The sequence below is a fragment of the Streptomyces sp. NPDC002680 genome, from assembly GCF_042889145.1.
Taxonomy (GTDB): domain Bacteria; phylum Actinomycetota; class Actinomycetes; order Streptomycetales; family Streptomycetaceae; genus Streptomyces; species Streptomyces adonidis.
In genome coordinates, this window is sequence record NZ_JBIAQP010000019.1 from 3,782 (window position 1) to 26,322 (window position 22,541).

22 protein-coding genes and 1 pseudogene are annotated in these 22,541 nt (G+C 71.8%); 6 read left to right on the forward strand and 17 right to left on the reverse strand.

Annotation, left to right across the window (positions count from 1 at the left end; translation table 11 throughout):
* Positions 1-160: 160 nt before the first annotated feature.
* Positions 161-901: an ANTAR domain-containing response regulator gene (locus tag ACFYXF_RS38900; protein ID WP_389356713.1), complete on the reverse strand. Its 741-nt coding sequence runs from the start codon at positions 899-901 to the stop codon at positions 161-163.
* A 67-nt stretch (positions 902-968) separates the two neighbouring features.
* On the opposite strand from ACFYXF_RS38900, the gene ACFYXF_RS38905 reads away from it, so the two are divergent.
* Positions 969-2,099 carry a GAF domain-containing protein gene (locus ACFYXF_RS38905; protein ID WP_389356714.1) on the forward strand — a complete coding sequence of 377 codons (1,131 nt, stop codon included), beginning with the start codon at positions 969-971 and terminating at the stop codon, positions 2,097-2,099.
* Positions 2,100-2,210: 111 nt separating this feature from the next.
* On the opposite strand, the gene ACFYXF_RS38910 is transcribed toward ACFYXF_RS38905, so the two are convergent.
* Positions 2,211-3,005: an RNA polymerase sigma factor SigF gene (locus ACFYXF_RS38910; RefSeq protein ID WP_389356715.1), complete on the reverse strand. Its 795-nt coding sequence runs from the start codon at positions 3,003-3,005 to the stop codon at positions 2,211-2,213.
* Positions 3,006-3,320: 315 nt separating this feature from the next.
* Here ACFYXF_RS38910 and ACFYXF_RS38915 point away from each other — a divergent pair, with 315 nt between their 5' ends.
* On the forward strand, positions 3,321-3,719 hold the full coding sequence (locus tag ACFYXF_RS38915) for a DUF2795 domain-containing protein (protein WP_389356716.1): 399 nt from the start codon (positions 3,321-3,323) through the stop codon (positions 3,717-3,719).
* Between the two features lie 55 nt (positions 3,720-3,774).
* Positions 3,775-4,335 carry a type 1 glutamine amidotransferase domain-containing protein gene (locus ACFYXF_RS38920; protein WP_389356717.1) on the forward strand — a complete coding sequence of 187 codons (561 nt, stop codon included), beginning with the start codon at positions 3,775-3,777 and terminating at the stop codon, positions 4,333-4,335.
* Positions 4,336-4,675: 340 nt separating this feature from the next.
* On the opposite strand, the gene ACFYXF_RS38925 is transcribed toward ACFYXF_RS38920, so the two are convergent.
* From ACFYXF_RS38925 to ACFYXF_RS38935, 3 genes are all read right to left on the reverse strand, one after another.
* Positions 4,676-4,909, reverse strand: coding sequence for a DUF6158 family protein (locus tag ACFYXF_RS38925; RefSeq protein ID WP_389356718.1), 234 nt, complete (start codon positions 4,907-4,909; stop codon positions 4,676-4,678).
* Positions 4,910-4,975: 66 nt separating this feature from the next.
* The gene (locus ACFYXF_RS38930) at positions 4,976-6,595 is read right to left on the reverse strand and encodes an ATP-binding cassette domain-containing protein (protein ID WP_389356719.1); all 1,620 of its coding nucleotides are present in this window, start codon (positions 6,593-6,595) and stop codon (positions 4,976-4,978) included.
* Between the two features lie 130 nt (positions 6,596-6,725).
* A complete protein-coding gene (locus ACFYXF_RS38935) occupies positions 6,726-7,379 on the reverse strand; it encodes a histidine phosphatase family protein (RefSeq protein ID WP_389356720.1) in 654 nt (217 codons plus the stop codon).
* A gap of 105 nt (positions 7,380-7,484) precedes the next feature.
* On the opposite strand from ACFYXF_RS38935, the gene ACFYXF_RS38940 reads away from it, so the two are divergent.
* The 3 genes from ACFYXF_RS38940 (at position 7,485) to ACFYXF_RS38950 (ending at position 10,144) form a co-directional block, all read left to right on the forward strand.
* Complete coding sequence (locus ACFYXF_RS38940) at positions 7,485-8,978, forward strand: bifunctional phosphatase PAP2/diacylglycerol kinase family protein (RefSeq protein WP_389356721.1); 1,494 nt, start codon at positions 7,485-7,487, stop codon at positions 8,976-8,978.
* Between the two features lie 98 nt (positions 8,979-9,076).
* The gene (locus tag ACFYXF_RS38945; protein ID WP_389356722.1) at positions 9,077-9,910 is read left to right on the forward strand and encodes a class I SAM-dependent methyltransferase; all 834 of its coding nucleotides are present in this window, start codon (positions 9,077-9,079) and stop codon (positions 9,908-9,910) included.
* 63 nt (positions 9,911-9,973) lie between these two features.
* The gene (locus ACFYXF_RS38950; protein WP_389356723.1) at positions 9,974-10,144 is read left to right on the forward strand and encodes a hydrophobic protein; all 171 of its coding nucleotides are present in this window, start codon (positions 9,974-9,976) and stop codon (positions 10,142-10,144) included.
* A gap of 44 nt (positions 10,145-10,188) precedes the next feature.
* Here ACFYXF_RS38950 and ACFYXF_RS38955 read toward each other — a convergent pair.
* From ACFYXF_RS38955 to ACFYXF_RS39010, 12 genes and pseudogenes are all read right to left on the reverse strand, one after another.
* Positions 10,189-10,821: pseudogene (locus ACFYXF_RS38955) on the reverse strand (GvpL/GvpF family gas vesicle protein).
* 16 nt (positions 10,822-10,837) lie between these two features.
* Positions 10,838-12,709, reverse strand: coding sequence for a transketolase (locus ACFYXF_RS38960; RefSeq protein ID WP_389356724.1), 1,872 nt, complete (start codon positions 12,707-12,709; stop codon positions 10,838-10,840).
* A complete protein-coding gene (locus tag ACFYXF_RS38965) occupies positions 12,706-14,103 on the reverse strand; it encodes an NAD(P)/FAD-dependent oxidoreductase (protein WP_389356725.1) in 1,398 nt (465 codons plus the stop codon). The genes ACFYXF_RS38960 and ACFYXF_RS38965 overlap by 4 nt, the downstream gene beginning before the upstream one ends.
* 143 nt (positions 14,104-14,246) lie before the next feature.
* Positions 14,247-14,798, reverse strand: coding sequence for a GNAT family N-acetyltransferase (locus tag ACFYXF_RS38970; protein ID WP_389356726.1), 552 nt, complete (start codon positions 14,796-14,798; stop codon positions 14,247-14,249).
* A 51-nt stretch (positions 14,799-14,849) separates the two neighbouring features.
* The gene (locus ACFYXF_RS38975) at positions 14,850-15,104 is read right to left on the reverse strand and encodes a DUF1049 domain-containing protein (RefSeq protein ID WP_389356727.1); all 255 of its coding nucleotides are present in this window, start codon (positions 15,102-15,104) and stop codon (positions 14,850-14,852) included.
* A gap of 88 nt (positions 15,105-15,192) precedes the next feature.
* The gene (locus ACFYXF_RS38980; RefSeq protein ID WP_389356728.1) at positions 15,193-16,119 is read right to left on the reverse strand and encodes an LD-carboxypeptidase; all 927 of its coding nucleotides are present in this window, start codon (positions 16,117-16,119) and stop codon (positions 15,193-15,195) included.
* A complete protein-coding gene (locus tag ACFYXF_RS38985; protein WP_389356729.1) occupies positions 16,116-18,074 on the reverse strand; it encodes a prolyl oligopeptidase family serine peptidase in 1,959 nt (652 codons plus the stop codon). The genes ACFYXF_RS38980 and ACFYXF_RS38985 overlap by 4 nt, the downstream gene beginning before the upstream one ends.
* A gap of 14 nt (positions 18,075-18,088) precedes the next feature.
* The gene (locus ACFYXF_RS38990) at positions 18,089-19,393 is read right to left on the reverse strand and encodes a M20/M25/M40 family metallo-hydrolase (protein WP_389356730.1); all 1,305 of its coding nucleotides are present in this window, start codon (positions 19,391-19,393) and stop codon (positions 18,089-18,091) included.
* A complete protein-coding gene (locus ACFYXF_RS38995) occupies positions 19,386-20,219 on the reverse strand; it encodes a M55 family metallopeptidase (RefSeq protein WP_389356731.1) in 834 nt (277 codons plus the stop codon). The genes ACFYXF_RS38990 and ACFYXF_RS38995 overlap by 8 nt, the downstream gene beginning before the upstream one ends.
* A 6-nt stretch (positions 20,220-20,225) precedes the next feature.
* Positions 20,226-21,497 carry an MFS transporter gene (locus ACFYXF_RS39000; protein ID WP_389356732.1) on the reverse strand — a complete coding sequence of 424 codons (1,272 nt, stop codon included), beginning with the start codon at positions 21,495-21,497 and terminating at the stop codon, positions 20,226-20,228.
* The gene (locus tag ACFYXF_RS39005) at positions 21,494-22,369 is read right to left on the reverse strand and encodes an alpha/beta hydrolase (protein ID WP_389356733.1); all 876 of its coding nucleotides are present in this window, start codon (positions 22,367-22,369) and stop codon (positions 21,494-21,496) included. The genes ACFYXF_RS39000 and ACFYXF_RS39005 overlap by 4 nt, the downstream gene beginning before the upstream one ends.
* Positions 22,366-22,539 (reverse strand): hypothetical protein, encoded by a 174-nt coding sequence (locus tag ACFYXF_RS39010; protein ID WP_389356734.1) that lies wholly within the window; start codon positions 22,537-22,539, stop codon positions 22,366-22,368. The genes ACFYXF_RS39005 and ACFYXF_RS39010 overlap by 4 nt, the downstream gene beginning before the upstream one ends.
* Between the last annotated feature and the right edge of the window lie 2 nt (positions 22,540-22,541).

Below are 22,541 nucleotides of genomic sequence, written 5' to 3' on the forward strand. Positions count from 1 at the left end.
CGCAGCACCGCAGCACCGCAGCACCGCAGCACCGCAGCACCGCAGCACCGCAGCACCGCAGCACCGCAGCACCGCAGCACCGCAGCACCGCAGCACCGCAGCACCGGCCGACCCTCGCGCGGCCCCGCCCGCCCTTGCCCGCCCGCCCCCGACCCGACCGTCAGTTCGACAGGGAGACCAACTCCCCTTCCAAGCCCCGCCCCCGCCGCGCGACCACACGTGCCGCCACCTCCGACAGCTTGCGGTTGGTGGCCTGTGAGATCCGGCGCAGTACGCCGAAGGCGTCGTCGGCGTCGCAGCCCAGGACGTGCATGACGATGCCGCACGCCTGGTCGACGACGGGCCGGGTGCGCAGGGCGGTGCCGAGCTGCTCCAGCTCGGTGAGCGCGGCGCCGTAGGAGCGGTCGCGGACCAGGCAGGTGGCCGCGAGGTCGCCGAGTGCCCGTACGGGACCGTGCGGGGCGTCCTCCAGGGTGCCGGGCCGGAAGCTGTAGAGGCTGAGGGTGACCGTCAGCCCGGAGCGCCGGAAGGGCAGCGTGACGCTGGAACGGACCCCGGAGTCGAGCGCCACGGCACGGTACTCGGGCCAGCGCCGCTCGCTCAGCAGGTCGGCCGAGTCGACGGGCGTACCGCGTTCGAGGGCGGCCGGGATGGGCCCGTCGCCGGAGCGGAGCTGGACGGCGACGAGGCCCGCGAGGTCGGGATGAGTGACGGCGGCCGAGCGTTCCGGCCCCGTCTCCTGTGCGGATCCGGTGCCCGCCTCGGTCACCATGCTGCTGGCCCCGCAGCAGTCGGCGGTGCAACGGACGGCCTGCTCGACAAGCTCCGACAGTCTGCGCCCGGGCACGGTCGATTCGGTCGACTCCCTTGCCCAGTGGCCGAGTTGACCGCTGTCCGGCATCGCGCCCACCTCCTTCTTCTCCGCGCCTGCCCGCTCGCCCCAAAGGAAAACGAGTTAGGTTCATGTCATGGCGCAGACTGACGAATTCGGTGAGGAACTTGTGGATTTTGTGCGCAGGGTCGCCGAGTTGAAAGCCGCGCGATCCGTACCGCCCGACGATCTCCCGACCGTCCTGGACGCGGCCATCTTCGAACTCGACCATGTGGCCGACCAGTTGTGGCCCTGGTACGAACGACTGTCGTCCACCCTGCCCTCCGCAGGGGCGGGTCAACGTGACCGTCAGGACCAGCAGTTGCTGCGGATGATCTTCCAACAGCTCCCGCTGCCCGTGGCTTTGACGGACCGTGAGACGGTCGTGCGCCGCCTCAACCCCGCTGCGACCGCGTTCACCGGGGCCCGCGCGGGTTATGCGACGGGCCGTCCGCTGACGGGCTTCCTCGTGCACGCCGACCGGGCCGCGTTCCGTTCCCAGGTCGCGGCGGTGGCCCGTGGCGAGGGCGACCGGGGCCTCACCGTACGGCTCCAGCAGCGCCCGTCCTTACCGGTGCACACGACCCTCACCGGGCTCAGACCGAACGGCGAACCCCGCGCGACGGTCCTGGTGGTGCTCCAGCCGGCCGACCCGACTCTGCCGCCGGGCCCGCCCGAACCGGCGGGGAATCCGGCAGCAGCCCTCCCCGACCTCGCCGAGGCGACGCGGCACGCGACCCTGCTGGACCTCCTGGACGCCATGACCTCGGCCCTGCTGACCTGCCCGTCCCACGACCCGCGCACGGTTCTGGAGCAGGCGGCCGGAGTACTGCACGGCCGGTTCGCGGACTGGGTGATCGCCGACACAGGCGGCGCCCGTCCGTCCCGTACGACCGTGCTGGGGCCGTCCGGGACGGACACGGCCGCCGTCGCGGCACAGGATCCCGCCGACTGCCCGCTGGTCGTCGAGGCGGCGCGGGGCGGCTCCCCCGCGCCGCGCGTACGCCCCGACGACCCGGACGCCTTCGGCCGCGACACGACCGGCGCACCGGTCCTGGTCCAGGCGAACGTGACGTCCCTGTTGTGCGTACCCCTGACCCGCGACGGCGCCGTCCACGGCGTACTCACCCTGTTCCGCAGCGGCGCCCGACCGGCGTTCTCACTGGCGGAGGCACAGACGATGGACATGATGTCCCGCCACATCGCCCTGGCGATGGACGAGCCCTAGGGGCGAGGCATCCGCGCCCGTAGGGGCGCGGGGAACTGCGCGACCAGCCCCCACCGACCCACGGCGAACACACCGCACAGCCGGCGGAGCCGAACCGCACAACCGACGGAGTCAGGCCGCGTCCTTCATGACCTGGTCCCGCAGCCGGTCGCAGGAGCGGCTGATCAGCCGGGAGACGTGCATCTGCGAGATGCCGAGCTGCTCGGCGATGCGGCTCTGGGTCATGTCACCGAAGAACCGCATGTAGAGGATGTCGCGCTCACGCTCGGGCAGCGCCCGCAGCCGGGGCTTGACAGCCTCGCGGTCGATGACGGTGTCGAGGGCCGGGTCGGGTGCGCCGAGGGCGTCGCTGAGGGAGTATCCGTCGTCGCTGCCGGGCAGTTCGGCATCGAGGGAGAGCGCGGTGAAGCTCTCCAGTGCCTCCAGGCCGGCCTTGACGTCCTCCTCGGTCATGTTGGCGTGCTCGGCGATCTCGGCGACGGTGGGCCTGCGGCCAGGGATGGTCTGCGCCAGGTCCTGGGAGGCGAACCGTACTCGGTTGCGCAGGTCCTGGACCCGGCGCGGTACGTGCAGGGTCCACATGTGGTCGCGGAAGTGCCGCTTGATCTCACCGGTGACGGTGGGGACGGCGTAGCTCTCGAAGGCGTTCCCGAGTGCGGGGTCGTAGCGGTCGACGGCCTTGACCAGGCCCAGCGCGGCCACCTGGCGCAGATCGTCCATGTTCTCGCCGCGGTTGCGGAAGCGGCCCGCGAGCCGGTCGGCCATGGGCAGCCAGGCCTCGACGATCTTCTGGCGCAGGGTGTCGCGCTGCTGGCCCTCGGGAAGGGCGGCGAGCTTGCGGAACGACTCGGCGGTGTCGGGGGCGTCATGGTGGGGATGACGCTTCGGACTCACTTGGGTTCGCATGGTGCGACGCAACTCCCTCGGAGTGCTCTGGGATGGACGGACGGTCCCCGTGGAAGCGCGCGTCCAGCCCGGACGGACACACCCGGGTCGGCGGTACACCGCTCCCACGGACGTGCCTCCTGTCCGAAGCACTGATGTTGCGGTTGCCCCGCCTCATGCGTGCCAAACAGGCTTTCGGGTATCCCGGCGACGGCATCAACGGTCAGCTCGCCGCCTGGGGCCGTCTCGGTAAGAGGCAGCGCTGAGGTGCGCCGGCGGTGTGTCGGGACCGGATCTTCGGGTACGCGGCGGGCACCCCCGAGTCTGGAGGCAGTCATGCAAGGCAGTGGCCGCGTCAGCGCCCATCGCGACGACGAGATGAAACACCAGGTCCAGGACCTGCTGAGGTCCGGCCACCCCACCAGCACCGAGGAGTGGCACGACCCTGAGCCCGCCGCCGAGGACGACCCGCCGATCGCGGGCGGCCCGGTGGCCCCCGACCGCTCCCCGGCCGGGCTGGAGACGGTCCGCCTCGAACTGGCCCGCTTCCTGGTCCGTACGTCCTTCCCGGCCGGCCCGCGCGAACTGCGCGGCCTCCTGCGCGCCGGCCACGCCCCCGACACCCTGGTCGAGCCCCTGGAGCGGCTCCCCAGGAACGCCCGCTACGCCTCGGTGCAGAAGCTCGCCGAGGCGATCGTGAGCGGCGGCCCGGAGTCAAGCCCGCGCGAGCCGTGACCTGACCTGACCTGACCTGACCAGGCCGCCGAACCGAGAAAGGACACCGAGGACCATGCGTATCGCGTTTCTGACCGCACCCGAGGGTGTCGAGCAGATCGAACTGACCGAGCCCTGGCAGGCGGTGACCGACACGGGCGACGAACCCGTGCTCGTGTCGACGGAGCACGGCCGGGTGCAGGCCTTCGACCATCTCGACAAGGCGGACACGTTCCCCGTGGCGGAGGTGGTCGGCGAGGTACCGGCCGCGTCCTTCGGCGGGCTCGTGCTGCCCGGCGGGGTGGCCAACCCGGACCTCCTGCGTACGGACGAGCGTGCCGTCGCGTTCGTGCGGGACTTCTTCGACCGGGGCCGGCCGGTCGCCGCGATCTGTCACGCCCCGTGGACGCTCGTGGAGGCGGACGTCGTCCGGGGCCGGGTGCTGACCTCGTGGCCGAGCCTGCGCACCGACATCCGCAATGCGGGCGGCGAGTGGGTCGACGAGCAGGTCCGGATCTGCGACCACGGGCCCAACGTCCTGATCACCAGCCGTAGGCCGGACGACCTGAAGGCGTTCTGCGCGGCGCTCGTTTCCGAGTTCGACAGGTCCGACGTGGCCGACGAGGAGGCTGACTGATGGACAAGCACGAGCAGCGCGAGGCGTTCCGGGCCGACGATCCGACGGGATATCCGACCAGGGCGTGGTCACGGACACGGCCCCGGGCCCGGCAAGCGGGGAGTTCCGCCAGGCCTTCGTCACGGCGATCGCGGCCCACCGCCACTGGGACCGGAAGCCGGCACGCGGCTGACGCCGCAGAACGACGCCGCTCCTGGGAGCCATAGGGCCTGGCATCGGCACCGCCCCACTCGCCGGAGCTGGCGCGGCCCGCCCGCACCGGGACCGGCCTGCGGCGCGCTGCTGACGCCGCCGAATACCACCGCTGCCGGGAGCCATGGGGCCCCGGCAGCGGTGTCGGTCACTCCTCCGCGCAACCCCGTTCCCGGGCGCCCTCGCGGGTGCGGCCCGCGGTGATCGGGCGGCGTGGGTGGCGGCGTAGATACTCGCCCTCCAGCCCCGCCATGCGCGCGTTGTGGGTGCGCAGGGCGTCGTTCGAACCGTGCAGGAGCGTGTCGTGGCGTGTGCGGTGGATCGTCTCCAGCTCGCGCATCAGCTGCTGGTCGTCCAGTCGGCTCGGGTCGACTCCGGTCATGGTGACACCCCGCTCGTCGTGGCGTCCTTCCACTGTACGAAGAACCAGGCGCTCGGGCCTCGTGTGCTACCGGGCCCGCTCCACGCGCCGCTCGTCCCACACCGGCTCCGGGGTCTCCCGGACCCGCCCGTCGCTGCCGAAGACCAGATAGCGGTCGAACGAACGAGCGAACCAGCGGTCGTGGGTGACGGCGAGGACCGTGCCCTCGAACGCCTCCAGCCCCTCCTGGAGAGCCTCGGCGGACTCCAGGTCGAGGTTGTCCGTCGGCTCGTCCAGGAGCAGCGCGGTGACGCCCTGCAGCTCCAGGAGCAGGATCTGGAAGCGGGCCTGCTGGCCCCCGGAGAGCCGGTCGAAGCGCTGCTCTGCCTGCGCGGTCAGCTCGTAGCGGCGCAGCCGGGAACTGGCCGCGCCCCGGTCCTGCGCGTGCTCGGACCACAGGATGTCGAGGAGCGTACGGCCCTCCAGCTCGGGGTGGGCGTGCGTCTGGGCGAAGTGCCCGGGCACGACCCGCGCGCCGAGTTTCCACTCGCCGGTGTGGTTCACGGTGTCACCGGCGAGCAGTCGCAGGAAGTGGGACTTGCCGGAACCGTTGGAGCCGAGGACGGCGACCCGCTCGCCGTAGAAGACCTCCAGGTCGAAGGGTTTCATCAGCCCGGTCAGCTCAAGTCCCTTGCAGGTGACGGACCTTACGCCGGTCCGGCCGCCCTTGAGCCGCATGGTGATGTCCTGCTCGCGCGGCGGCTCGGGCGGCGGCCCCGCCTCCTCGAACTTCCGCAGCCGAGTCTGGGAGGCCGCGTACCTCGACGCCATGGCCGGGCTGTTCTCAGCGGCCTGACGGAGGTTCAGCACCAGCTTCTTCAACTGGGCGTGCTTCTCGTCCCAGCGCCGGCGCAACTCGTCGAAGCGCGCGAACCGTTCGGCCCGCGCCTCGTGATACGTGGCGAACCCGGCACCGTGCACCCACGCGTCCGCACCGGCGGGACCCGGTTCGACGGACACGATCTTCTGCGCGGACCGGGAGAGCAGTTCCCGGTCGTGGGAGACGAAGAGAACCGTCTTCCGGGTCTCCGCTAGCCGCTCCTCCAGCCACCGCTTGCCGGGCACGTCGAGGTAGTTGTCCGGCTCGTCGAGCAGCAGCACCTCGTCGGTGCCCCGCAGCAGCGCCTCCAGCACCAGCCGCTTCTGCTCACCGCCGGACAGCGTCCGCACCTGCCGCCACTGGGCCTTCTCGTACGGCACCCCGAGCGCGGCCGTGGTGCACATGTCCCACAGCGTCTCGGCCTCGTACCCGCGCGCCTCGGCCCAGTCGGAGAGGGCCTGCGCGTACTGGAGCTGGGCCGCCTCGTCGTCGACGGTCAGCATGCCGTGCTCGGCCACGTCGACGGCCTTCGCGGCCTCCTGGATCCGGGGCGTGGCGACCGACACGAGCAGATCCCGTACGGTCGTCTCGTCCCGTACGGAGCCCACGAACTGGCGCATCACACCGAGCCCACCGCCCACGGTGACGGTCCCACCATGCGGTTTCAGCTCACCGGAGATCAGCCGCAGCAGAGTCGTCTTCCCGGCGCCGTTGGGCCCCACAAGGGCCACGACGGCCCCTTCACCGACGCGGAACGACACATCGCCGAGCAGCGCCCTCCCATCAGGGAGGTAGTACTCAAGATGCGCCGCTTCCAGATGTCCCATGGGACCGCATTCTGCGGCCCGACGACGACCCCCGGCAAACCCATAAAACCGACGGCCACGGAAACGCGCCCCGACAGGGGCGCGGGGAACTGCGCGACCAGCCACGACGGTCCCGCAGCCGAATAACCACCTACCCGACGGAGTCAAGCCGCTCTCCGGCCGGCCCACTCTCCGCGTCCGCAGCGACAACCGCCCCCGCCCAGGACACCGCCTTCCACCCGTCCCCCGGCGACCCCTCCAGAACAACCACCCCGGTGTTGTCGAGCCGATGCTCCGCGGCAAAAGCCACATCGACATTGTCCGCCCGGGCCGCCGCCCACATCCGGATAGCGGCGCCATGACTGACCATGGCGACGGTGCCAACCCCACTCGCGGCCGCCTCCGCCACCACCGCGTCGAACCGCCCGAGCGCCTCGACCCCGTTCTCCCCACCCGGCATCCGCCGCTCCGTCTCACCGCCCGCCCAGGCGAACACGGTGGTCATGTACAGATCCGCCGCCTCGGCATCCCCCCGCATCTCCAGGTCCCCGGCGGCCACCTCCCGGATCCCGTCCCGTACCAGCACGTCGAGACCACGCGCCCCGGCCAGCGGCGCGGCGGTCAGCTGCGTACGGATCAGGGTGGACGCGTACAGCGCGTCGATGTCCTCGCCCGCGAGCGCCTCCGGCAGCGCGGCGGCCTGCCGCTCCCCCAGCTCGGTCAGTGCGGCCCCCGGAACTGCGGTGTCCAGCAGATACAACACGTTCGACGGGGTCTGACCGTGCCGGATGAGGAGCAGACGCATACGGGTTTTCCTCTCGCCCTACGACACTTGCGACAAGCCCCACAACACGCACAACCGACGCGTTCGACAAGACAAAAGGGCTCACTTCAGGGTACCCAGAGCGTCATGACCGCAGACATCGACCTCACCGTCCCCCTGCCCGGCCGCCACGCCCTGCGCAAGAGCCTGCTGAATCTCGACTTCCGGCTGTTCGAGACCGCCGCCACCCGGCACTGGCCGGGCGCCGAGCGGGTCCTGCCGAGGCTGAGCCGCAGCGCGAACCACGGCGTCCTGTGGATGGCGACGGCGGCCGCACTGGCGGCCACCGGGAGCCCCAGGGCGCGCCGGGCCGCCGTCCGGGGCCTGGCCTCCCTCGCGGTGGCCTCCGCGACGATCAACACGGTCGGCAAGCGCTCGGTACGCCGTCCACGCCCCGTACTGGACCCCGTACCGCTGGTCAGGCAGCTGAAGCGGCAGCCGATCACCACGTCGTTCCCGTCCGGTCACGCGGCGTCGGCGGCGGCCTTCGCGACCGGGGTCGCCCTGGAGTCCCGTGGCCTCGGGGCCGTGGTGGCGCCGGTCGCCTTCTCGGTGGCGATGTCCCGGGTCTATACCGGCGTCCACTTCCCCAGTGACGTCCTGGCGGGCGCGGTCCTGGGCGCGGGCGCCGCGTTCGCCGTACGGGGGCTGGTGCCGACCCGCGACCACGCCACGCCCCCGGGCCCGCCGCACGCGACGGCTCCGGCGCTGCCCGACGGCGAGGGGCTGATCCTCGTGGCGAACACGGCGGCGGCCACCGCCGACCGGGCCCGCGCGCTGGGTGACGTACTGCCGCTGGCGGAGATCGTGGAGTGCGCGCCCCAGGACGTACGGGAGGAGCTGGAGAAGGCGGCGGCCCGCTGCCAGGTGCTCGGGGTGTGCGGCGGCGACGGCACCGTCAACACGGCCGCCGAGATCGCCCTGCGCCACGGCAAGCCGCTCGCCGTGCTGCCCGGCGGCACGCTCAACCACTTCGCGCTCGACCTGGGCGTCGAGGACGTCCGGGACGTCGGCCGGGCGGTGCGGCGGGGCGAGGCGGTGCGGGTTGACGTGGGCCGGTTCCGGTCCGGGGAGCAGGAGGGCGTCTTCCTCAACACGTGCAGCCTGGGCGTCTATCCGGAGCTGGTGCGCGAGCGGGAGCGCTGGTCGGACCGGATCGGCGGCTGGCCGGCCGGGGTGGTCGCGGCGGCACGTGTCCTGCGCACCGACAGTCATCCCCTGGAGGCCCAGTTCCGGGGCGGTACACACCCGTTGTGGCTGCTCTTCGCGGGCAACGGCACCTACCACCGGCTGGGCCTCGTCCCGGCCCGCCGGCTCGACCTGGCGGACGGGCGGCTCGACGTACGGGTGGTGCACGGCGGCCGACGGCCCGCGCTGCGCCTCCTGGCGGCGGCCGTTGCGGGCCCGCTGACCCGTTCCCCCGCCCACGCTGGTGTCCGGGTCCACCGGCTCCACGTGGACGACGTGACGCCGGGGACCCTTCTCGCGTACGACGGCGAGGTCACGGAGGTGACGGGCGGCGTGACGCTCGAGAAGCTCCCGGAGGCGCTGACGGTCTACCGCCCGCTCGGCCGGAACTGACCGGCGGCTGTCCACACTTCAAGACGCGGGTCTCATTATTCGGCATGGCTGCGTACGGTGAAGGGGAACGAGCCGAGAAGACGAGAAGGGGCACGGTCATGTCCAAGCCGCAGTCGCAGCCGCAGGAGACCGCCGTCTACACGCACGGGCACCACGAGTCCGTGCTCCGCTCGCACACCTGGCGCACCGCCGCCAACTCGGCCGCGTACCTCCTCGGTTCACTGAAGCCGCACATGAAGATCCTGGACATCGGCTGCGGCCCTGGCACGATCACCGCCGACCTGGCGGAACTTGTCCCCGACGGGCATGTCACCGGCGTCGACCGGGCACCGGGCATCCTGGAACAGGCCAGGGCCACGGCCGCCGAACGGGGCCTCGGCAACGTCGAGTTCGCGGTCGCGGACGTCCACGCGCTGGACTTCCCCGACGACACGTTCTGCGTGGTCCACGCCCATCAGGTGCTCCAGCACGTGGGTGACCCGGTGCGCGCGCTGCGCGAGATGCACCGGGTCACCAAGCCGGGCGGGTACATCGCTGTCCGCGACGGGGACTATCTGGCCATGGCCTGGTATCCGGCGTCGCAGGGCATGGACGACTGGCTGGACCTGTACCGGCGGGTGGCCCGTGCCAACGGGGGCGAGCCGGACGCGGGGCGCCGACTGAAGTCCTGGGCGCTGCGGGCCGGTCTCACGGACATCACGGCCACGTCCAGCACTTGGACGTTCGCGGACACCGACGAGATCGCCTGGTGGAGCGGTCTGTGGGCGGACCGGACGCTGGCGTCGGCGTACGCGGACCGGGCCACGGAGGGCGGCCTCGCGACCGTGGAGCAACTGCGGGCGGTTTCGGAGGCGTGGCGGGAGTGGGGGCGCCGGGAGGATGCCTGGTTCACCGTGCCGCACGGCGAGATTCTCTGCCGGAAGGCCACCTGATTCACCCGGCCGATGTCTGAGTCGCGGATTTCGGGAAACCCGGTGTCCAGGAGGTTCGACACTATGGTTCCCATTCTGCTCGTACTGCTTCTGGCCCTGATTCTGTTCGGTGCCGGATTCGCGGTGAAAATTCTCTGGTGGATCGCAATCATCGTGCTCGCCGTCTGGCTACTGGGATTCCTGGTGCGGGGCACGAGCGCGAGCGGATCAAGGGGTCGCTGGTATCGCTGGTAACCGGCCCCGATAAAGATTCAGCCCCTGCGGCCCGAGGACCTGATTCAGGTCCTCGGGCCGCGACCCGTGCCGTTCCCGAAGAAGGAGTAGACGGCCCAGGGGCCGGTGAGTTCGACCCTCGGACCATCATCGTCACCGTTCGTCCGGTCGACCAGTTCCACGAATTGCTCGGAATCCTCGCGCGTCACAAGTTAGGCCGCTTCGAGGACATCCGATGACGCGTACAGTCGGTGGTCCTCGGCGTACCGGGAAAGGGTCCGGTGCAATTGCCCGGCGAACACCTCGGCGTTCTGTTCAAGGTGTTCGAGATACACCTTCACGTGCCACTCCACTCGCCCCGAAAACCGGTCCAGGGCGCGCCGGAAATCGTCCTCGCATTCCTCGATCATCACGCGTACTGCGCTGTCGTCCCGGAAGACGGTGCCGGGCCGTAGTGGCAGCGGGGTCGTGACGGCGGTCAGCGCGTCGATCACGGCATGGTGGGCCCGGTCTCCGTCGTCCGTCCGCTGCCGGAGCGGCTCCTCGGCGAAGTCCGCCTCCGGCACGGTGCTGACGACGGCGACCAGACCGTGATGGGTGAGCAGTTTCGGCGGGACACCCGCGACCCCCGTCAACTGGGCCTGGAGGGCCGCGTCGAAGGGACGGCAGACGGCGTAGACGTACCGCAGTCCGGTCATGGGGGCCTCCTCGTCCTCACGGCGTGATCGCTTCCTCCACGAGCAGCCGGCCCGCCGCCATGATCGAGTCGGCGTCGATGCCCGCGGCGTGCAGCTGCTCGTCGGGGGTCGCCGAGCCGGGCATCGTACGGACGGCGAGGCGTACCAGGCGGGGCATGGGCCGTCCGTCGAGGAAGGCGTCGAGGACCGCGTCGCCGATGCCACCCTCCTCGCGGTGGTCCTCGACGGTGAGCAGACAGCCGGTCTCCTCGGCGGCCCGGCGCAGGGTGACCTGGTCGACGGGCTTGACGGAGTACAGGTCGACGACCCGCACCGGGATGCCCTGGGCGCCGAGCGCGTCGGCGGCGGACAGGGCCTCGTGGACGGTCACGCCCGCCGCGACCACCGTCAGCCGGTCCTCGCGCCCGGCGGTGCGCAGCACCTTGCTGCCGCCGATCGGGAACTCGTCGCCGGGCCCGTACAGCCCCGGTGTCCCGCCGCGCGAGGTGCGCAGATAGCCGATGCCGTCGAGGCCGGCCATGGTGGCGACGAGCTGCGCGGTCTGATGAGGGTCGCACGGATACAGCACCGTCGAGCCGTACAGCGCACGGAACATCGCCAGGTCCTCCAGGCCCATCTGGGAGGGCCCGTCCTGCCCGATCGCGACACCCGCGTGCGAGCCGACGACGTTGATCCGGGCCCCGCTGACCGCCGCCATCCGCAGGAAGTCGTGCGCGCGGGTCAGGAAGGCGGCGAACGTCGACACGTACGGGATCCAGCCGCGCGACGCCAACCCCACGGCGGCGGCGACCAGTTGCTGTTCGGCGATGTAGCACTCGAAGAACCGGTCGGGGAACTCCTTGGCGAAGGCCTCGGCGCGCGTCGAGTCGCTCACCTCGCCGTCGAGGGCCACGACATCGCCCCGAGCGTGGCCGAGCGCGGCGAGCGCCTGCCCGTAGGCGTCCCGGGTGGCGACCGCGTCTCCCCTGTCCCAGCGGGGCAGTTCGAGGTGTCCGGCGCGTACGGCGTGCAGGGCGCGGGCGGCGCGCGGCTCGGGCGGACGGACGCGAAGGTCGCGCGGGCCACCGAGTTCGGCGATCGCCTCGTCGGCGTCCGGCAGGGGCTTGCCGTGCAGTCCCTCGCGGTCCTCGACGGAGGCGACGCCCTTGCCCTTGAGGGTGCGGGCGAGGATCACGACGGGCTGCCCGGTGGTGGACTCGGCCTCGGCGTAGGCCCGGTCGACGGCCTCGACGTCGTGGCCGTCGATCTCGACGGTGTGCCAGCCGAAGGCCTTGAACCGGCGTGCGTACGCGTCGAGATCGTGTCCGTGCCGGGTCGGCCCGCGCTGCCCCAGCCGGTTGACGTCGACGACGGCGACGAGGTTGTCGAGATGCTCGTACGAGGCGTGCTCGGCGGCCTCCCACACCGACCCCTCGGCCAGCTCGCTGTCCCCGCACAGCACCCACACGCGGTACCCGGTGCGGTCGAGCCGCTTCCCGGCCAGCGCGATGCCGACGCCGACGGGCAGCCCCTGGCCGAGCGATCCGGTGGCCGTCTCGACCCACGGGAGCCGTCGGGGCGTCGGGTGCCCTTCGAGCCGGCTGCCGAGGGTACGGAAGGTGAGCAGCTCGGCGTCGTCGATGACGCCGACTGCCTTGTAGGCGGCGTAGAGCAGCGGCGAGGCGTGTCCCTTGGAGAGGACGAAGCGGTCGTTGCCGGGGTGGGCCGGACGGTCGAAGTCGTAGCGGAGGTGACGGGCCAGGAGTACGGCCATCAGGTCGGCTGCGGACATGGACGAGGTCGGATGCCCGGAGCCCGCGGCGTCGGCGGCTCGGACGCTGTCGACGCGCAACTGCTGTCCCAGCTCGGCGAGTTCGGCGGTGCTGTGCAGGGGTTCCAGGGTTTTCACGACTTTCCTTCCGTTGCCTCGGACGTTGCCCCGGGCTGTTCCGGAGCCTGCCCCGAGGGCTGTTCCGGAGCTCGCGCCGAGTGCTGTTCCGGCACCCGCGCCAGCTCCGGCGACGCCGTGTCCAGCGGCACCGACCAGGACCGTACGAGCCCCAACTGCACGCCCTGGCGCGGCAGTACGGCGTCCAGCAGCCAGTCGGCCGCGACGCGCACCCGGTTTCCGGGCATCGCCGCGAGGTGGTAGCCACGGGTGACCGCACCGGCGAGCGGCCCGGACAGCGAGACGCCGAGCGGGTTGGCGGCGGCCTTGACCCCGCCCAGATCGACGACGAACCCCAGGTCACGGTGGCGGTAGGCGCGGCGGGAGCCGATGCCGAGCGAGGCGGCGACATTGCGGGCCGCGACCTTGCCCTGCCGCCAGGCGTGCTGTGCGGTCATCCCGGTGAACCGACCGGGGTTGTTCAGATCGGGCACGGCGGCGGCGTCCCCGCACGCGAACACCTCGTGGTGGCCCGGCACTTGAAGGTACGGATCGACGATCAGCCGCCCGCGCTCCAGGGGCGAGCCGATGCTCTCGACAAGAGGATCAGGTCGAACTCCGACACACCACACAAGGGTGCGCGACTCGACGAACTCCCCGTCGGACAACAGGACTCCACCGTCGGTGGCCTCCTGCACGGAGGTTCCGGTGCGGACGTCGATGCCCCGTTGCCGCAGCACCCGGTCGGCGGTGCGCGACAGTTTCTCGTCCAGCTCGGGCAGGACACGCGGTGCGACGTCGAGCAGCATCCAGCGCGGCCGCAGGCCTTCGCGCAACGGCTGCTTGCGGACCAGCGCCTCGGTGAACAGCTGTCCGTGCGCAGCGACTTCGGTGCCGGTGTAGCCGGCGCCGACCACGACGAACGTACAGCGGGCGGCGCAGCTCTTGGGATCGTCGGCGGTGGCCGCCAGCTCGATCTGCCGGGTCACGTGGTCGCGCAGATACAGCGCCTCGGGCAGTCCCCGGAAGCCGTGCGCGTTCTCGGCGACGCCTGGCACGGGCAGCAGCTTGTTGACGCTGCCGACGGCGAGGACGAGCCGGTCGTAGCCGAGGGTGCCGTGTCCGCCCTCGGGGTCGGTGTAGCGCACGGTGCGCGCGTCGAGATCGATGCCGTCGGCCTCGGCCTCGCCGAGCACCAGGCGCACATCGCGGAGGGTGCCGGGGAGGGAGACGGTGACGCGGCGGGGTTCCAGGACACCGGTGGCGACCTGGGGCAGCAGGGGCAGATACAGGAAGTGGTCGGTCGGGTTCAGCAGGGTGATGTCGGCCTTCTGCCGGGTCAGCCGGGCCAGACTTCGGGCCGTCTGGTACCCGGCGAAACCGGCGCCGACGATCAGGATGCGGGGTCGACTCACGTTTCGCCTCCGGCGATGTCGCGCGTACGGAACCTTCCGCGTCCCCCTGGCCAGAGCCCCCAAACGTCTGCCTGCGCCCCGCGCCCGTAGGGGCGCGGGGAACTGCGCGACCAGCCCCCACCGGGCCGCAGTGAACGAACCGCTCAGCCCTTCAGCATGTCCGACGTGACAGCCCACCGCTCGTGGTCCCGCCAGGCCCCGTCGATGTACAGGAAGTCCGGCGAGAAACCCTCCAGCCGGAAGCCGCAGCGCCGCGCGAGAGCGATCGACGCGGTGTTACCGGGCTGCACATTGATCTCCAGGCGATGCAGCCGCAGCGGCGGCCCGAACGCGTACCGCACGACGAGATCGAGCCCCTCGCCCATCAGCCCCCGCCCGGCCGCGTGCGCGAAGGCCCCGTACCCGAGGGCCCCGCACAGAAAGCCGCCCTGGACGATGTTGTTGATGTTGATGAACCCGGCGACGGCACCACCGTCGTCCTTCTCGCACACGAGGAACCCCGCCTTGGTCGGGTCCTCGATCAGTCGCCCGGCGTACGAGGCATAGGCGTCCGGACTCGCCGGCGGAGCCAGCCAGGGGTGGTGCAGTTCCCTGCTCTCCCGCACCCGGGCGATGAACTCGGCACCGTCCTCGTAGGTGAACGGGCGTATGCCCACGCGGGGCCCTTCGGCGAGAAATCCACGGTGCTCAGACACCCGGACACCCTACGCGAGGCCCCTGTTCACCGCTCCCACCTGCGCTCTTCCTTACTGCCGGCGCCGCATGAAGTAGGCCCCGCAGAGGGCGCCGATGACCGCGGTGCCGAGCAGCGCCATCCACAGCGGCATGGTCACTTCGGGGATCAGCAGCCGGATCTTGGTGGCGCGGGTGTTCTCGAAGATGAAGATCAGGGCGAGCAGGGCGAGCGCCCCGACGGCGACCCTGACGGGGGTCAGCAGCCCCCGGGGACCACCGGTTCCGCCACCGGCCTTGCCGCCGCTCTCGGAGGTCTTCGGGCTCATACAGCCAGCATGGGCCGATCCGGAGCTTCTCGCGCGCCCGGGCGTACGCCGGACGGGTGAGGGCGCCGAAGGCCGACGCGCACTCCGCTCACCGCAGCGCCGGCTCCTCCAGCGTGAGCGTCCCCGCGTCCGCGTCCAGCTCGGCGGCCACCCCGAACGGGATCGTCAGCGCCCCCTCGCAGTGCCCGAACCCGAACCCCTCCAGCACCGGCACCCCGAGCCCGCCGAGCCGGTCGGCGAACACGGCACGCAGCGCCTCGTACGGACCGCACCGCTCCCACGAGCCGAGCGCGATCCCGGCGACGCCGTCGAGCCAGCCCGCGCGCAGCAGCTGGGTGAGGGCGCGGTCGACGCGGTACGCGCTCTCCCCCACGTCCTCGATCATGAGCAGCCCGCCGCGCGAACCGGGCCGGGTGTGCGGGGTGCCGAGGTCGCTGGTGAGCATGGCCAGGCAGCCGCCGAGGGTGACGCCCCGGGCCCGCCCGGGCACCAGCACGGACCCGGCCGCGGCACTGATGACCCGTACCGACTCAGGATCGAACAGCGTGGCCCGCAGATGTTCCTGTGCCCGCGCGTTCTTGACGAAGTCGACGCCGGACGCCGCCGGTCCGTGCAGGGTGGCGAGGCCCAGTCGGACCGCGAACGCCTCGTGCAACGCGGTGATGTCGCTGAAGCCGACGAACACCTTGGGCCCGGCCGCCCGCAGCGCGTCCCAGTCGAGCAGGTCGACCATGCGCTGTGCGCCGTAGCCGCCACGCGCGCAGATCACGGCGTCGACCGTGGGGTCGCACCAGGCTGCCTGGAAGTCGGCGGCCCGGTCGGTGTCCGTACCCGCGAGGTAGTCGAACTCCCGGTGCCGGTCCAGGACATGGGGTGCGAGGACGGGGTCGAGGTCCCAGCCGCGCAGGATGTCGAGCCCGGCCTGCAACCGCTCCTCGCGCACGGGCCCGCTGGGCGCTACGACGGCCACGCGAGCCCCGGGCGCGAGCCTCGACGGCCGTACCAGCGGCTTCACTTGACGAGCTCCAGGGTCGGGATGCCGGGCGGGGCGAGGCCGAAGACCTGTGCGTACAGGGAGAGTTCGGACTCCAGGACGCGGATGGTCGTGTCCGCCCGGCGGAATCCGTGGCCCTCCCCCTCGAACGCGATGTACCGGTGCGGCACTTGCCGTCCCTCCGCCGCGAGCCGGGCGAGGAACCGCTCGCACTGCACGGGCGGGCAGATCACGTCGTCCAGTCCTTGCAGGAGCAGGAAGGGCGCGGTGATGTCGGCGGCGTGCTCGGCGGGCGAGCGTTCCAGATAGCGGCCCGGGACCTCGGCGAGCGGGCCGACGAGGGTCTCCAGGTACTGCGACTCGAAGTCGTGGGTCTCGCCCGAGCCCCAGCCGGCCAGGTCGAGAATCGGATAGAGGATCGTGCCGCAGGCGTAGACGTCGGTGCCGGTGAGGGAGGCCGCGGCGGTCCAGCCGCCCGCGCTGCCGCCCCGGACGGCGAGCCGGGCGCGGTCGGCGGTGCCCTCGTCGGCAAGGGCGAGCGCGACGGCCGCGCAGTCCTCGACGTCGACGACGCCCCACTGTTCGCGCAGCCGGTTGCGGTACTCGCGTCCGTGCCCGGTCGAGCCGCCGTAGTTGACCTCGGCGACGCCGATGCCCCGCGAGGTGAAGTAGGCGATCTCCAGGTCGAGCACGAGCGGCGCCCGCCCGGTCGGCCCGCCGTGCGCCCACACGACGTACGGGGGCAGCTCGTCGGCAGGCGCCACGCACCCGGGGTGGTGCGGCGGATAGATGTGCGCGTGGATGTCCCGGCCCTCGGGGCCGGTGAAGGTGCGGATCTGCGGCTCGGGATAGTGCACGGGGTCGACCGGGTCGTGATGGGCGGCGCCGATCACCCGGGCCCGTCCCGTACGGGTGTCCAGCTCGACGACCTCGTACGCGCTGCGCGGACTGGCCCCGACGGCGACGACCCGCTCCCCGTGCACGGCGAGGGTGGACCCGAACTCGGTCCAGGGGCCTGCCGCGTCGACGACGTCGCCGGTCTCGGGGTCCAGGATGCCGAGCGTGGTCGCCCCGCGCCCGTGCACGACGGCGACGAGACCGCCCTCCAGGGGGGCGAACCAGCGCTGCCCGACCTTCCACAGCGCCCCGCCGAACTCCTCCGGCCGGGGGCACACGGGCACGTCGTCGCGGTACAGGTTCCACCAGCCGGAGCGGTCGCTGACGTACAGCAGCGCTCCGTCGCCCGCCCAGTCCACCTGCGCGATCGACTCCTCGGGCCCTCCCGCGACGGTCCGGGCCCCGCTCAGCGTGCCGCCGGCACCCACGTCCGCGAGGACCAGTTCGGTGCCGTCCCAGGGCATCCGGGGATGGTCCCAGGCGAGCCAGGCCGCGCGCCGCCCGTCGGGCGAGATCCGGGGCCCGGTGACGAACCGGTGCCGGTCGTCGGTGAGTTCGCGTACGGCGTTCCGGTCGTCGGCCGCCGATCCGTCCAGCGGCACGGCGGCGAGCACCCGCCGTACATCGGTGGGGCCGTCGCCGGTGAACTCCTCCAGTACGCACCACACTTCGCCGAGTTCGAACCGCAACTGCGGCTCCACCCACCGCAGTCCGCCCCCGACCGAGGACAAGGGCGTGAGCGGGCGCGGCTCTTGTCCCTCCTCCAGGCAGTACAGCCGCTGATCGGCGAAGTCGACGAACACGACCACCGAACCGCCGTCGCGCACCGCCCCCGCCCATGGATGTCCGCCGTACTCCATGACCCGGCTGCGCACGTTCCACGGCGCGTCCAGGACCTGCTCCTGGGAGCCGTCCGCGCGCCGCCGCACCAGGGTGCGCCGACCGCCCTCGGTGGGCCGGGGCTCGGTCCACCATGCCTCGTCGCCGACGAATCCCACGTACTCGGGGGACCCGTCGTGCTCGGCGGCCAGTGCCGCGTCGATGGGCGAAGGCCATGATCCGTACGGCAGTGTCTGCACTGTCTCCCCCACTGTCAGGCCGTCCGCAGAAACCGGTCGAGAACCCGGACGCCGAAGTGCAGCGCCTCGACCGGGACACGCTCGTCGACACCATGGAAGAGTGCCTGGTAGTCGAAGCCCTCGGGAAGCTTCAGCGGCGCGAATCCGTAGCCGGTGATGCCGAGCCGCGAGAACTGCTTGGCATCGGTGCCACCGGACATGCAGTACGGCACCACATGGCCCTCGGGCGCGAACTCCTCGACAGCGGCCCGCATTTGGGCGTACGTGGGTGAGTCCACCGGCGCCTGCACGGCCACCGAGCGGTGGTGGAACTCCCAGGCGACGTCAGGACCGGTGAGTTCGTCGAGAGTCGTACAGAACTCGTCCTCGCAGCCGTACAGGAAGCGCCCGTCGACGTAGGCGACGGCCTCGCCGGGGATCACGTTGACCTTGTAACCGGCGTTCAGCATGGTCGGGTTGGCGCTGTTGCGGACAGTCGCCTCGACGAGCCGGGCGGCGGGTCCGAGCTTGGTGAGGAGCCCGTCGACGTCGTCCAGGTCGGGCTCGATGCCGTACAGCGCGGCGAGTTCGGTGAGGGCCGCCCGGACAGTGGGAGTGAGGCGAAGTGGCCACTCGTACGCGCCGATTCGCGCGACGGCCGCGGCGAGACGGGTGACGGCGTTGCTGTGATTGACCTTCGAGCCGTGCCCGGCGCGTCCGCGCGCGGTCAACTTCAGCCAGCCCGTGCCCCGTTCGCCGGCGGCGATGGGGTACAGATGCCGTCCGGCGCCGTCGTGGAAGGTGAACGCCCCTGATTCGCCGACGCCTTCGGTGCACCCCTCGAACAACTCCGGGTGCTCGGCGGCGAGGAACTCGGAACCGTCCTCGGCACTGTCCTCCTCGTCGGCGGTGAACGCGACGACGATGTCCCGCCGGGGCCGGACGCCCTGGCGGGCCCAGTCGCGGACGACGGCGAGGATCATCGCGTCCATGTTCTTCATGTCGACGGCTCCTCGCCCCCAGACGACGCCGTCGCGGATCTCCCCGGAGAAGGGGTGCACGCTCCAGTCGTCGGCCTGAGCGGGTACGACATCGAGGTGTCCGTGCAGGAGCAGCGCGTCGGCGGTGGGGTCGGTGCCCTCGATCCGGGCGACGACGTTGGTCCGCCCCTTGGTCCGTTCGAGCAGCGTGGGTTCGAGGCCCGCCTCGGCGAGCAGCGCGGCGGCGTACTCGGCGGCGGGGCGCTCCCGGCAGTCGCCGCCGCCGTGGTTGGTCGTGTCGATCCGGATGAGATCCGAGGTGAACGACACCACCTCGTCGAGCGCCTGCTGCTCAGCCATACTGCTCCTCCACCGCGGCCGAGACGATCGTCGTGACCGCCTTGAAGGTACGAATTCCCTCGTACATTGTGCCGCTGGTGTACGCCACCTTCCGCTCGCCGATCCGCGCCACACCGGGCACGACGGTCGCGGCCATGGCGAGATGCTCGGCGTCGAACTCCAGCGCGACGGTGAACGGCCCGCCGACGACCGGCTCGTGCCGTACGGCCAGCGCGGCGGCCTCCTTCGCGGCGGCCCGGATGTCGGAGGCGGTCCTGGCGGGCGTACGGCACACGGCCGCGTACCGCGACACATGGTCCTTGACGGCGACCTTGAGCGCCTCGGGCGCGTATCCGAGCGCGTCCTCGCAGGCGAGGTCATCCCCAGTGACGAGCACGACGGGCACGCCGTACTCGGCGACCACATGGGAGTTGAGGAGCCCCTCGCTGGCCCGTACGTCGTTCACCCACACACCGGTGATGGAGTTGGCGAGGTAGGTGTGGGCGAGGACGCCCTCCATGCCGGCGCCCGCGTGATAGCCGACGAAGGCGATGCCGTCGACGTCGCCGTGCTGCACGCCCTCGACCATGGACAGCGACTTGTGGCGCCCGGTGAGCATCTCCACCCGGTCGTCCAGCCGCTCCAGGAGCAGATTGCGCATGGTCCAGTGGGCCTCGTTGACGAGCACCTCGTCGGCGCCGCCGTCGAAGAAGCCGAGCACGGCCGCGTTGACGTCCGAGGTGAACATCGAACGGCAGCGCTCCCACTGCGGGGTGCCCGGCAGCACGTCGGCCGGCCAGGTGACGCCGGTGGCGCCCTCCATGTCGGCGCTGATGAGGATCTTCACGCTGCGTCACATTACGCGGCGGCGGACCTCGGTACCAGGGCGGCTCGGGGCTCCGCCCGGTGTTCCGCTCCGGCCGCCGGCCCGGTCGGCCAGCAGGGCGGCGACAGCAGCCGCCGTTGACACGAGCCCACCGACGTACAGACCGCTGCGTGCACCCAGCTGCGTGCTGAGCCAGCCCACGAACAGGGCGCCGAGCGGGGTGGAGCCCTGCAGGATCAGGGTGTAGAGGGCGAGCACCCGGCCCCGGTAACGCGGGTCGCTGCCCAGTTGGATCCGGTGGTTGGCGGCCTGGGCGAAATAGATCGACGTGAAGCCGGTCGCCATCAGAAGCACCAGGGCCGCTCCGTAGCCGGGTGCCCAGCCGGCCACGGTCTCCAGCACTCCGAACGCGAGCGCGGCCATGGTCACCGTACGGCCGGACGGGCGGCCCCGGCGGGCCGTGGTGACGAAGGCCGCGAGGAGCGACCCCGCGGCGAAGGCGGTCGTCAGCAGCCCGAACGCCAGAGCGTCCGTGTGGAAGACCGTCCTGGCGAGCAGCGGCAGGGTGAGCTGGAAGTTCATGCCGAACATTCCGATGGCCGCGACCAGGGCCATCGGCAGCACCAGGTCGGCGCGGGACCAGACGTACCGGAGGCCGTCGACGACCCTGACACGCGTGTCCTGGCGTGGGGCGCGGTGCAGTTCGCCGACCCGTATCAGCCGTAGTCCGGCCACCGTGGCCAGATAGGTGAAGGCGTTGAGCGCCATCACCGGGCCGGTGCCGAACGCGGCGATGACGAGGCCCGCGACGGCCGGCCCCACCACCCGGGCCACATTGAAGTAGGCGGCGCTCAGCGCCGAGGCATTGGGCAGCAGGTCGGCACCGACCAGCTCGCTCACGAACGACATACGGGTGGGCACCTCGACGGCGTTGACCGTGCCCAGACAGAGCGCGAACACACAGACGTGCGCCACCGTCGCGGCGTCCACGAGGACCAGGAGCGCCAGCAGGAGGGCGGCCACCGCGGAGACGAGGTTGCACACGGTCAGCAGCATCCGCTTGTCGTGCCGGTCCGCGAGACGCCCGCCGTACAGGGTCAGCAGCAGCATCGGCGTGAACTGCAGCGCCGTGACGGCGCCCAGCGCGGAGGCGGAGTTGTCCGTCCGCTCCAGGACCAGCCAGTCCTGGGCCACGACCATCATCCAGGTGCCCGCGACGGACACCACCTGTCCACCGGCGAAGAGACGGAAGTTGCGCACGGACAGCGAGCGAAAAGTACCCGTCAGCCTCTTTCTCATTGCCGCGGCAGGCACTCGTCGAGGAACGCGTGGGCCCGCAGATGGTACGAGCGGGCCGTCCAGCCGAGGCTGATGTTGTGGCCGGCGTCCGGCTGCCGGTCGACGACCACCCGCGGGGAGCCGGAGAAACAGGCCGCCATCCCGGCCAGGGTCTCCGGATCGTGGCGCCACCAGCCCTCGTGCTCGGCGAAGGTCATCCGCACCGGCACACGCACCCGCGAGGCGATGCCGGGGAACAGCTCCGGCCAACGGGCGACGTCTGTTCGCTCCCGGTGCGGCATGGGCGCCACGACGGACGCGCTCTCGCGGAAGGTGTTCGGCGGGTAGAGGCGCAGCGGGCCCCAGTTCCTGACCCGGTGTCCGGGGCCGGCCGGGTCGAACGACTCGTGTCTGTCGGCGGCGTACACATGGCCGCAGCCGGAGATGTCCAGCCCCAGCAGGTTCCGGGCGGCCGGGTCCGCGGCGGCGCACAGCGCCACCTTGCCGCCGTAGGAGTGGGCCAGCAGGAACAGCCCGGCGCCGGTGTCGTACCGGGCGGTGAAGTCGTCCAGCGCCGCCAGCACGGAGTGCGCCTGGCCCTTGAGGTGCTGTCCCTGGGGCAGACGTGCGGCGGAGTGCCGGTAGCCGGGGCGGTCCAGGGCCAGGACCGTGTAGCCCAGACTCGCGCCCAGAGTCAGCAGGGAGAGATCCGGATGGGCCTGGCCGTCGAAGTAGCCGGCGCTCATGCCGCCGCCGTGCAGGGCGACCACCACCGCGCGCGGCTGTGTCCGGGGCTCGCGGAGCAGCGCGGACAGGACGACTCCGTCGGCGTCCAGGGTGATCGTCCGTACTCCGGGTGAGACGGGCACCCGGACTGCGTCGGAAGGGGTCATGGCGGGGCTGCTCCCTTGTCGGTGACGATCCGGTCGCGGTCCATGAGTGCGCCGAGGCACGGCCGGACAGTGCCCGGACCCGTGGGCCCGCCCTCCCGACCGTAGGCCTGCCGGGTGCCCGGCAGCACGTCGGCCGCAGCGAACGTGTACGTCCGGGGACGACCGGACATGG

Bases quoted from the DNA above. Each gene is read 5' to 3' on its own strand.
- ACFYXF_RS38900 (WP_389356713.1), bottom strand. From the start codon at position 901: ATGCCGGACAGCGGTCAACTCGGCCACTGGGCAAGGGAGTCGACCGAA.
- ACFYXF_RS38905 (WP_389356714.1), top strand. From the start codon at position 969: ATGGCGCAGACTGACGAATTCGGTGAGGAACTTGTGGATTTTGTGCGC.
- ACFYXF_RS38910 (WP_389356715.1), bottom strand. From the start codon at position 3,005: ATGCGAACCCAAGTGAGTCCGAAGCGTCATCCCCACCATGACGCCCCC.
- ACFYXF_RS38915 (WP_389356716.1), top strand. From the start codon at position 3,321: ATGCAAGGCAGTGGCCGCGTCAGCGCCCATCGCGACGACGAGATGAAA.
- ACFYXF_RS38920 (WP_389356717.1), top strand. From the start codon at position 3,775: ATGCGTATCGCGTTTCTGACCGCACCCGAGGGTGTCGAGCAGATCGAA.
- ACFYXF_RS38925 (WP_389356718.1), bottom strand. From the start codon at position 4,909: ATGACCGGAGTCGACCCGAGCCGACTGGACGACCAGCAGCTGATGCGC.
- ACFYXF_RS38930 (WP_389356719.1), bottom strand. From the start codon at position 6,595: ATGGGACATCTGGAAGCGGCGCATCTTGAGTACTACCTCCCTGATGGG.
- ACFYXF_RS38935 (WP_389356720.1), bottom strand. From the start codon at position 7,379: ATGCGTCTGCTCCTCATCCGGCACGGTCAGACCCCGTCGAACGTGTTG.
- ACFYXF_RS38940 (WP_389356721.1), top strand. From the start codon at position 7,485: ATGACCGCAGACATCGACCTCACCGTCCCCCTGCCCGGCCGCCACGCC.
- ACFYXF_RS38945 (WP_389356722.1), top strand. From the start codon at position 9,077: ATGTCCAAGCCGCAGTCGCAGCCGCAGGAGACCGCCGTCTACACGCAC.
- ACFYXF_RS38950 (WP_389356723.1), top strand. From the start codon at position 9,974: ATGGTTCCCATTCTGCTCGTACTGCTTCTGGCCCTGATTCTGTTCGGT.
- ACFYXF_RS38975 (WP_389356727.1), bottom strand. From the start codon at position 15,104: ATGAGCCCGAAGACCTCCGAGAGCGGCGGCAAGGCCGGTGGCGGAACC.
- ACFYXF_RS38990 (WP_389356730.1), bottom strand. From the start codon at position 19,393: ATGGCTGAGCAGCAGGCGCTCGACGAGGTGGTGTCGTTCACCTCGGAT.
- ACFYXF_RS39000 (WP_389356732.1), bottom strand. From the start codon at position 21,497: ATGAGAAAGAGGCTGACGGGTACTTTTCGCTCGCTGTCCGTGCGCAAC.
- ACFYXF_RS39005 (WP_389356733.1), bottom strand. From the start codon at position 22,369: ATGACCCCTTCCGACGCAGTCCGGGTGCCCGTCTCACCCGGAGTACGG.
- ACFYXF_RS39010 (WP_389356734.1), bottom strand. From the start codon at position 22,539: ATGTCCGGTCGTCCCCGGACGTACACGTTCGCTGCGGCCGACGTGCTG.